Origin of the sequence: Mycobacterium sp. (genome assembly GCF_050701675.1) — a bacterium.
Taxonomy (GTDB): domain Bacteria; phylum Actinomycetota; class Actinomycetes; order Mycobacteriales; family Mycobacteriaceae; genus Mycobacterium.
Genome location: NZ_JBOGDD010000925.1, coordinates 1 through 2,186 on the forward strand (window position 1 = coordinate 1; position 2,186 = coordinate 2,186).

At 68.4% G+C, this 2,186-nt stretch carries 3 protein-coding genes and 1 pseudogene; 1 reads left to right on the forward strand and 3 read right to left on the reverse strand.

Annotated elements, in window-relative coordinates:
- Positions 1 to 118, reverse strand: a pseudogene (locus ACRDUX_RS28120) (alcohol dehydrogenase); the annotation flags it as partial.
- 95 nt (positions 119 to 213) lie between these two features.
- Here ACRDUX_RS28120 and ACRDUX_RS28125 point away from each other — a divergent pair.
- Positions 214 to 909, forward strand: coding sequence for a VTT domain-containing protein (locus ACRDUX_RS28125; protein WP_526418674.1), 696 nt, complete (start codon positions 214 to 216; stop codon positions 907 to 909).
- Here the strand turns inward: ACRDUX_RS28125 and ACRDUX_RS28130 are convergent.
- Positions 906 to 1,814 carry an LLM class F420-dependent oxidoreductase gene (locus tag ACRDUX_RS28130; RefSeq protein ID WP_526418676.1) on the reverse strand — a complete coding sequence of 303 codons (909 nt, stop codon included), beginning with the start codon at positions 1,812 to 1,814 and terminating at the stop codon, positions 906 to 908. The genes ACRDUX_RS28125 and ACRDUX_RS28130 overlap by 4 nt on opposite strands.
- 10 nt (positions 1,815 to 1,824) lie before the next feature.
- Positions 1,825 to 2,186 (reverse strand): VWA domain-containing protein (locus tag ACRDUX_RS28135; RefSeq protein WP_526418678.1); only part of this gene is annotated, 362 nt, incomplete at its 5' end.

Below are 2,186 nucleotides of genomic sequence, written 5' to 3' on the forward strand. Positions count from 1 at the left end.
CGCCGCATGCGGCGACGGCGATCCGGACGTGGTCGCGCGGCGGTGACGTGGTCTCGACGTCGGCGAGCGTCAGGGCTCCGCCTGCCTCGGCGACGTGAACGGCCTTGTGAGTAGACATTGCCCAACTTTATCCAGGCATTGGCACCCGGCGCCGGGCATCGCCCCAGCTCGCCTCAGCAAGACGTCAGGTAGCCACCGGTATCTTTGTGAGCCATGACCACGACCACCCTCGCGCTGATGCCGGACTTCCTGGATCCGGTGACGCTGATCGGCTATTTCGGCGCCTGGGCGATGGTGGGGCTGCTGGTCGTCGTCTTCATCGAGTCCGGCGTGCTGTTCCCGGTGCTGCCCGGTGACACCCTGCTCTTCGTCGCGGGCATGCTGGCTGCGGGGACGGCCGCCCAGGCCCACGAGGTCGACGCCAACTTCCCGCTCTGGCAGCTGCTGGTCTTCGTCCCCATCGCCGCGATCCTCGGCAGCCAGGTCGGGTACTGGATCGGCCGCAGCATCGGCACCTCGATGTTCAAGCCCAAGGCGCGGTTCCTCAAGCAGCGCTACCTCGACGAGGCCCACGCCTTCTTCGAGGCTCGCGGCCCGTTCGCCATCGTGCTGGCCCGGTTCGTGCCGATCGTGCGCACCCTGGCCCCCATCACGGCGGGTGCCGCACGCATGAACTACGGCGTCTTCACCCTGTTCAACGTCATCGGCGCCCTGGTGTGGAGCCTCGGCCTGATCCTGCTCGGGTACTGGCTCGGGCAGTTCGAGGTCATCCAGAAGCTGCTCGAACCGATCTTCATCCTCATCGCGCTGGCGTCGCTCACCCCGATCTTCATCGAGTGGTACAAACGGCGCCGCAGGGCCAAGGGCGCCGGCGGGGTCGCGGACGAGCCCGCCGCAGAGCAGACCTAACCGAAGTCAAGTGCCTCGGCCAGCGTGCGCAGCGCCGGGCGGGGGTCGGCGACCGGGCTGTCGCCGAGCACCTGAACGACGACGTGGTCCGCGCCCGCGTCGAGGTGGGCCTGAACCGATGCGGCGGCATTCTCGATGGACCCGACGCCCACGATCGCGCGGGCCAGCCGGTCGGAGCCGCCGCGCACCAGATCGGACTCGTCGAACCCCTGCCGCAGCCAGGAGTTCCGGTAGTTCGGCAGACCGCTGTACGCATCGAGGTGAGCATGGGCCCACTGCAGCTGCTCATCGGGCGTGCCACCGATCGTTACGGCCTGCTCGGAGACGATCCACTTGTCCGGGCCGAGGATGTCGCGCGTCACCCGGGTCTGCTCGGGTAGCACCAGGTAGGGGTGGGCGCCGTCGGCGTCGGTACCCGACAGTTCGATCATCTTGGGGCCAAGCGCGGCGAGCAAGCGCACCGGACGACCTGCGCCCGGCTCGAACGCGTCGGGCACGGCGGCCATCTTCTCGAGGTAGGTGCGCATGGTCGCCAACGGTTTTTGGTAACTGCCGCCGATGTTGCCCTCGACCAGCGGGGCGTGGCTCACGCCCAGCCCAAGGACGAAGCGGCGAGGGTACAGGTTGTTCAGCGTCCGGCCGCCGACTTCCGCCGCCGACGGGATGCGGACGTGGATGTTGGCGATGCCGGTGCCCACGACCAACCGCTCAGTGGCAGCCAGAAACGCCGCAGACTCGACCAGCGCGTCCTTGAATCCGATCTCCGGAATGAAAAGTGATCCGTAGCCAAGGGATTCGATATCCCTTGCCACGTCCTGCGCGTCGGGCATGGCCCACGTCTCGCTGGCCCACCAGACGCCGATGCGAGAGGGGAAGTCGATGCGCGCGCGGGCGGTGTCGGTCATGCCATCGATGCTAAGCGGCGAGGCAGTCGAACAGCTCACGCAGGCCGCTCATCGAGTGCGCGGGCAGAAACAGGTCACAGTAGGGCAGCGCGCACGCCATCGATCCGACTAGGGGTTGATAGCCCGGGGCCGCCGCCCGCGGGTTGAGCCACACGATCAGATGGGCCCGTCGACGCAACCGCGCCATCGCGCGGGCGAGAACCTCCGGCGGATCGCCGTCCCAGCCGTCCGAGGCGACGATCACCACCGCGCCGCGCACCGCGTGGGCGTGCGGAGTCGCCAATAGCGACGCCACGCTACGGCCCAGATGGGTGCCGCCGTAGCGATCCGTCACCTTGGCGTTGGCACGCTGGAGTGCCACCTCCGCCGAAC

What these genes read in the sequence shown, in the direction of transcription:
- ACRDUX_RS28125 (WP_526418674.1), top strand. Translation starts at nt 214, where the DNA reads ATGACCACGACCACCCTCGCGCTGATGCCGGACTTCCTGGATCCGGTG.
- ACRDUX_RS28130 (WP_526418676.1), bottom strand. Translation starts at nt 1,814, where the DNA reads ATGACCGACACCGCCCGCGCGCGCATCGACTTCCCCTCTCGCATCGGC.